This is a genomic window from Pseudomonas sp. PIC25 (assembly GCF_002286785.1).
In the GTDB taxonomy this organism is placed as follows: domain Bacteria; phylum Pseudomonadota; class Gammaproteobacteria; order Pseudomonadales; family Pseudomonadaceae; genus Pseudomonas_M.
In genome coordinates, this window is the sequence record NZ_MUJY01000090.1 from 77,603 (window position 1) to 83,961 (window position 6,359).

The window sequence follows — 6,359 nt, forward strand, 5'->3', positions numbered from 1 at the left end:
CCGTTTGCCCGGTACCGATGGCGCCACGGGGTTCGCTTCCGTGGCTCCGTCTCATGAGGGATGCCCATGATTCGACCCTATCTACGCTGCCTGGCTTGGCTCGGCCTGCTGCTGGCTTCGGCGGCCGCGGCGCGACCCGATCCCGATGCCGTTCTCGGCGAAACGCTGGTCGAGCGCGGCTCGGCGTTCTATCGCTTCGAACACTTCGAGCTGGATTCCCGCGATGGCCAGCGCCACTACCGGGTTCGCCTGGCGATACCGCGCCGCCAGCCGCCCGTCAGCGGTTATCCGGCCCTCTACCTGCTAGACGGCAACGCCGCCTTGCAGGCTCTGCGCGAGGACTGGCTGGCCGAGCTGGATACCGCCGAACCGCCGCTGCTGGTGTTGATCGGCCCGGCGAGTGACCGCCGCCTGGATCTGCCGGCACGGACCCGCGACTACACGCCGGGCTGGCCGGACGGTCGTCCGCTACAGCGCTACGGCGAGCATGACGGTGGCGGTTCTTCGGCCTTCCGTGAGTTGCTGGAGCAACGCATCCGCCCGGCCGTGGCAGCACGCCAACCGCTGGATGCGTCGCGCCAGGCAATCTGGGGGCACTCCTTTGGCGGGCTGTTCGTTATCGACACGCTGTTTGCTGCACCCATGAGTTTCCAGACTTATATCGCCGCCAGCCCGTCGCTGTGGTGGCAGCCTGGTCTGCTTGCCGAGCTGGAGCGGAGCTATCGCGGAGGTGCCCAGGCGAGCCTGCTGTTGCTCAGGGGGAGCGAGGAGAGCGCGCGAGGGGCGGCTGGAGATTCGCCGCGTGCGCGTGCCATGGCCATGCTGCCGGACGATGCGCTCCAGCGCCTGGCCGAACGTCTGGGTGGGCACGGCGGGCTGGAGGTCACCTACCGAGAGTTGCCCGGCCTCGACCATGGCCCGATGCTGGCGGCCTCGCTGCATCTGGCGCTGCGTCTGGCGGCCGGGTTGCCGATCCGGGACTGATGCACCCGCCTGGGAACTCAGTGCGCCGCGCCGCCCTGCATGCCCTTGGGGAGCGGCCGGGTCAGCAGCACGGCGAGCATGCTGATGCCCAGGGCGATGCCGATGAAGTGGAAGGCATCGTTGTAGGCCATGATCGTCGCCTGCTGGTGAACGATCTCGCTCAGCTTGCCCAGCGCAGCCTGCTCGCTGCCGAGGGTGCTGGTGAGTTGGCTCAGGCGTTCGGCCACCTGGGGATTGGTCGGCACGATGGATTCGCGCAGGTAGTCGAAATAGATCTTGGCGCGGGCATCCAGCAGGGTGGCGAGGAGGGCGATGCCGATGGCGCCGCCCAGGTTGCGCAGGATGTTGAACAGGCTTGAGGCCGATCCGGCGTCCTGGGGCAGGATATAGGCGGTGGCGATCAGTGAAATGGTCACCATCACCAGCGGCTGGCCCAGCGCGCGGATGATCTGGATGTGCTGGAACTGCGGCCCGGCGAAGTCAGGGTTGAGCACGCCGGAAGCGAAGCTGGCGAGCCCGAACAGACCGAAGCCGAGCCCGCAGAGCAGCTTGGGCGAGATCACTTTCATCAGCTTGGGCACCAGCGGGATGAGAAACAGTTGGGGTATGCCCATCCACATGATCACTTCGCCGATCTGCAGCGCGTTGTAGCCCTGGATCTGGGCGAGGTAGAGCGGCAGCACGTAGATCGAGCCGTAGAGGCCCATGCCCAGGCCGATACTGGAAATGCTCGACAGGCCGAAATTGCGGTTGCGCAGGATGCCCAGGTTGATCAGCGGATTGGGCCGCGATAATTGCAGGATGACGAAAAGAATCAGGCTGACCAGGGCGACGCTGCCGAGGCTGACGATCAGGTTGGATTCCAGCCAGTCCTTGCGGTGGCCTTCTTCGAGGAAGACTTGCAGGCAGCCGAGACCCAGGCCGAGGGTGACGATTCCGGCGTAGTCGGTGCTTTTCAGCAGCTCCCAGTGCGGTGCCTTCTTTTCCAGACCGTAGAGCAGGCCGGCGATCATCAGCAGGCCCGGCGGCACGTTGATATAGAAGATGTATTCCCAGCCGAAGTTTTCCGTCAGCCAGCCACCCAGGGTGGGGCCGATGGACGGGGCGAAGGTGGCGGTGATGGCGAACAGCGCCATGCCCTTGGCGCGGTGGTGTTCCGGCAGCTTGATCAGGGTGAGGGTGAAGGCCAGGGGGATCAGTGCGCCGCCGGTGAAGCCCTGCAGGGCGCGGAACACGATCATGCTCTCCAGGCTCCAGGCCAGGGAGCAGAGCAGCGACGAAGCGAGGAACCCCAGCGACACCCAGAGCGCCAGGCGGCGGGCCGAGAGCAACTGCACCAGCCAGGCGGTGAGCGGGATCATGATGATCTCGGCCACCAGGTAGGAGGTGGAAATCCAAGAGCCTTCCTCCAGGGTCGCGGACAGCGCGCCCTGGATGTCTTTGAGCGACGAGTTGGTGATCTGGATGTCCAGCACCGCCATGAAGGCGCCGAGCATGGCGCTCATTACGGCGATCCAGTCGCGCCGGCTGGGCTCGTTGGTGGGGCGTATCAGCGTGTCAGCTGCCACGCTGCTCGTCCTTCAGTTCCACTTTCACTTCTACCGACATGCCGGGGCGGATCTTGCCTTTCAGCGGGTTGTCGGCGGCGAAGGTCAGCTTGACCGGGATGCGCTGCACTACCTTGGTGAAGTTGCCGGTGGCGTTGTCCGGCGGCAGCAGGCTGAACTGGGCGCCGGAGGCGGCGAACAGGCTCTGCACGGTGCCTTCGATGGGGGTGTCGGGAAAACTGTCGAAGAGCAGTTCGGCCTTCTGGCCCGGCTGCATCCGGCCGATCTGGGTTTCCTTGAAGTTGGCCTGGATCCAGATGTCGTCGTCCGGCACTAGCGACAGCAGGTGGGCACCGACCTGTACGTACTGGCCCGAGCGCGCGGCGCGCTGGCCGACCAGGCCGCCGACCGGGGCGCGGACTTCCGTGCGGGTCAGGTTCAGTTCGGCCTGGGCCACGTCGGCACGGGCGTTGGCGATCTGCGCCTCCAGCCGGCGGATGTCGGCGTTCAGGGCTTCGATCTGCTGGCGCTGGGCCTTGAGGTCGGCTTCCGCTTTGGCCAGTTGCGAACGGGCGACACGTGCGTCGGCGGACAGGGTGGTGACGCGCTCTTCGGAGACATAGCCGGGCTTGCGCAGGGTCTGGGCGCGCGACAGGTCGATCTGGGTGCGGCCGAGGGTCGCCTGGTTGGCGGCCACGTCCGCCTCGCTGGCGGCGATCAGGCTGGCCTGCTGCTCGAGCTTGCTACGCGCCTGCGCCAGCTCCGCCTCGCGCGTCGCCAGGGTGGCGCGGGCGCGCTCGACGGCCAGGCGGAAATCCTCCGCCTCCAGCACCACCAGCAGGTCGCCCTGCTTCACGTGCTGGTTGTCTTCCACCAGGACCTTTTCGATGCGTGCGCCGAGCTGGCTGGAAATGCGCGTGATCTCGCCCTGCACATAAGCGTTGTCGGTGGTTTCGACGAAACGGCCGACGAACAGCCAGTGCAGGAAGAAGGCGCCGGCGACCAGCGCCAGGACGAACAGGAAAACGAACAGGCGTCGTTGCAGTTGGGCAGGCATGGAAATGCTCGTGGACGGGCAGAATTTCGGAAATCTAGCAGTGTTCCCTACTCGCTTATAGCCGGTACACTTCAGAAACTTTGTTGCTTATGGGGAACAATAATGGGGCTGGATGACGCGCTGATCTTCACCCGGGTGGTGGAGTGCCACAGCTTTACCCAGGCGGCGCACAGCCTGGGCATGCAGAAGTCCACGGTGAGCCGGCGCATCGCCTTGCTGGAAGAGCGCCTGGGGGTGCGCTTGCTCAACCGCACCACGCGCAAGCTGCGTCTGACCGAGGTCGGCCAGGCCTATTACGACCGTTGCCGGCAGATCATGCTGGATTTCGCCGAGGCCGAGCAGGCGGTCATGCAGTTGCAGCAGGAACCGTCTGGCCTGCTGCGGATCACCGCGCCGATCGAGTTCGGCCAGTTGCTGCTGGGGCGGGTCCTGGGCGAGTTCATGCGCCAATACCCGCAGATCACCGCCGAGGTGGAGCTGACCTCGCGCTACGTCGATCCGGTGGAGGAGGGGGTGGACATCGCCATCATGGTCGGCCAGCCGCAGGATTCCACGCTGATCGGCCGCAAGCTGTTCGAGACCGCCCGGTGCCTGTGCGCCAGTCCCGGCTATCTGGCCGCCCACGGTACGCCGCGCACGGTTCAGGACCTGGCCAACCACCGGGCGATCCTGCTGCCCCACGACTCGCCTCGTCACTGGCCGGTGCAGGGGGAGAACGTTCCCTGCCAGCGCGTGCTTTCCTGCAACAACATCACCTTCGCCCGGGAAGCCGCGATGGCCGGAGCGGGGATCGCCGGGTTGCCGTTGCTGATCACCGAGCAGGCGGTGCGCAGCGGGCGCCTGGTAGAACTGCTGCCCGAGGCGCGGCTGCCGGTTGGCGAGCTGTATGCGGTCTATCCGTCGCGGCGTTTCCAGGCCATGAAGGTGAAGGCGTTTCTCGATTTCCTCATGGGCAACCTGCGGATCGAAGGCGGCCACTACGCTGGAGCCCACGGCAGCGCGCCTGTTAACATCGGCGCTTTGATCGATCCCTCTGTTCGAGAGCTTCCATGACCACCGTTCGTACCCGCATCGCGCCGTCGCCCACCGGCGACCCGCACGTCGGCACCGCCTATATCGCCCTGTTCAATCTCTGCTTCGCCCGTCAGCACGGTGGCCAGTTCATCCTGCGCATCGAAGACACCGATCAGTTGCGTTCGACCCGCGAGTCCGAACAGCAGATCTTCGATGCGTTGCGCTGGCTCGGCATCGAGTGGGACGAAGGCCCGGACGTCGGCGGCCCGCACGGTCCCTACCGGCAGAGCGAGCGAGGCGAGATTTACCGGAAGTACTCGAAAGAGCTGGTGGAGAAGGGCCATGCCTTCCACTGCTTCTGCACCCCCGAGCGCCTAGACGCGCTGCGCGCCGAGCAGATGGAGCGTAAGGAAACCCCGCGCTACGACGGCCATTGCATGCACCTGTCCGCCGAGGAAGTGAACCGCCGCCTGGCGGCTGGCGAGTCCAACGTGGTGCGGATGAAGGTGCCGACCGAGGGCGTCTGCGTGGTGCCGGACATGCTCCGCGGCGATGTGGAGATCCCGTGGGACCGCATGGATATGCAGGTGCTGATGAAAGCCGATGGCCTGCCCACCTACTTCCTGGCCAACGTGGTGGACGATCACCTGATGGGGATCACCCATGTGCTGCGCGGCGAGGAATGGCTGCCTTCGGCGCCGAAGCTGATCAAGCTCTACGAGTACTTCGGCTGGGAGCAGCCCAAGCTCTGCTACATGCCGCTGCTGCGCAATCCGGACAAGAGCAAGCTGTCCAAGCGCAAGAACCCGACTTCGATCACCTTCTACGAACGCATGGGCTTCCTGCCCCAGGCGATGCTCAACTACCTGGGCCGGATGGGCTGGTCGATGCCGGACGAGCGCGAGAAGTTCAGCCTCGCCGAGATGATCGAGCATTTCGATATCCAGCGGGTTTCCCTGGGCGGGCCGATCTTCGACCTGGAGAAGCTGTCCTGGCTGAACGGTCAGTGGCTGCGCGAGCTGAGCGTCGAGGATTTCGCTGCCGAAGTGCAGAAGTGGGCGTTGAACCCCGAGTATCTGATGAAGATCGCTCCGCACGTCCAAGGGCGGGTGGAGACCTTCAGCCAGATAGCCCCTCTGGCCAGCTTCTTCTTCGCCGGTAGCGTGCCGCTGGATGCCCGGCTGTTCGAGCACAAGAAGCTATCGCCGGACCAGGTGCGCCAAGTGATGCAGTTGGTCCTCTGGAAGCTGGAAGCCTTGCGTCAGTGGGAGAAGGACCGGATCACCGGCTGCATCCAGGCGGTGGTCGAACACCTCGAACTGAAGCTGCGCGATGCCATGCCGCTGATGTTCGCCGCCATCACCGGGCAAGCCAGCTCCGTTTCGGTGCTGGATGCGATGGAAATCCTCGGGCCGGACCTGACCCGCTTCCGTCTGCGCCAGGCCATCGAATTGCTCGGTGGCGTGTCGAAGAAGGAGAACAAGGAATGGGAGAAGCTGCTGGCTGCCATTGGCTGATGCCACGGTAGACCACAACCACCGATGGCAGGAGAGGGCGGAGCTGGCTCTTTTCCGTCGGTGCTCTTAAGTAATTGTTCTAATGGCAAAAAATTTTCGGAATCGGAAAAAAATCTGTTGACAGCCCAGGGGAGCCCCCCTAATATGCGCCCCGTCCTCGAGACGGGGCTATAGCTCAGCTGGGAGAGCGCTTGCATGGCATGCAAGAGGTCGACGGTTCGATCCCGTCTAGCTCCACCA

General features: G+C 64.9%; 4 protein-coding genes, 1 tRNA gene and 1 pseudogene. 4 read left to right on the forward strand and 2 right to left on the reverse strand.

The annotated features are described in order from the left end of the window. Positions 1-66 precede the first annotated feature (66 nt). Positions 67-984 (forward strand): alpha/beta hydrolase, encoded by a 918-nt coding sequence (locus tag BZL41_RS11395; RefSeq protein WP_218224499.1) that lies wholly within the window; start codon positions 67-69, stop codon positions 982-984. 17 nt (positions 985-1,001) lie between these two features. On the opposite strand, the gene BZL41_RS11400 is transcribed toward BZL41_RS11395, so the two are convergent. Both BZL41_RS11400 and BZL41_RS11405 read right to left on the reverse strand, forming a co-directional pair. Next, entirely contained in the window at positions 1,002-2,489 is a 1,488-nt protein-coding gene (locus BZL41_RS11400; protein ID WP_174706158.1) for an MDR family MFS transporter, read from the reverse strand. 52 nt (positions 2,490-2,541) lie between these two features. Further along, positions 2,542-3,588, reverse strand: a complete 1,047-nt coding sequence (locus BZL41_RS11405; protein WP_095599406.1) for an HlyD family secretion protein — start codon at positions 3,586-3,588, stop codon at positions 2,542-2,544. A 102-nt stretch (positions 3,589-3,690) separates the two neighbouring features. Here BZL41_RS11405 and BZL41_RS11410 point away from each other — a divergent pair. The 3 genes and pseudogenes from BZL41_RS11410 to BZL41_RS11420 all read left to right on the forward strand — a co-directional run bounded on the left by BZL41_RS11410 (position 3,691) and on the right by BZL41_RS11420 (position 6,359). Next, positions 3,691-4,612 (forward strand): annotated as a pseudogene (locus tag BZL41_RS11410) (LysR family transcriptional regulator). 25 nt (positions 4,613-4,637) lie between these two features. Beyond that, positions 4,638-6,119: a glutamate--tRNA ligase gene (gltX, locus tag BZL41_RS11415; RefSeq protein ID WP_095599407.1), complete on the forward strand. Its 1,482-nt coding sequence runs from the start codon at positions 4,638-4,640 to the stop codon at positions 6,117-6,119. A gap of 164 nt (positions 6,120-6,283) precedes the next feature. Further along, positions 6,284-6,359, forward strand: a tRNA-Ala gene (locus BZL41_RS11420).

Excerpts from the sequence above, each read along its gene's own strand:
- BZL41_RS11395 (WP_218224499.1), top strand. The coding sequence starts at position 67 with ATGATTCGACCCTATCTACGCTGCCTGGCTTGGCTCGGCCTGCTGCTG.
- BZL41_RS11400 (WP_174706158.1), bottom strand. The coding sequence starts at position 2,489 with ATGAGCGCCATGCTCGGCGCCTTCATGGCGGTGCTGGACATCCAGATC.
- BZL41_RS11405 (WP_095599406.1), bottom strand. The coding sequence starts at position 3,588 with ATGCCTGCCCAACTGCAACGACGCCTGTTCGTTTTCCTGTTCGTCCTG.
- gltX (WP_095599407.1), top strand. The coding sequence starts at position 4,638 with ATGACCACCGTTCGTACCCGCATCGCGCCGTCGCCCACCGGCGACCCG.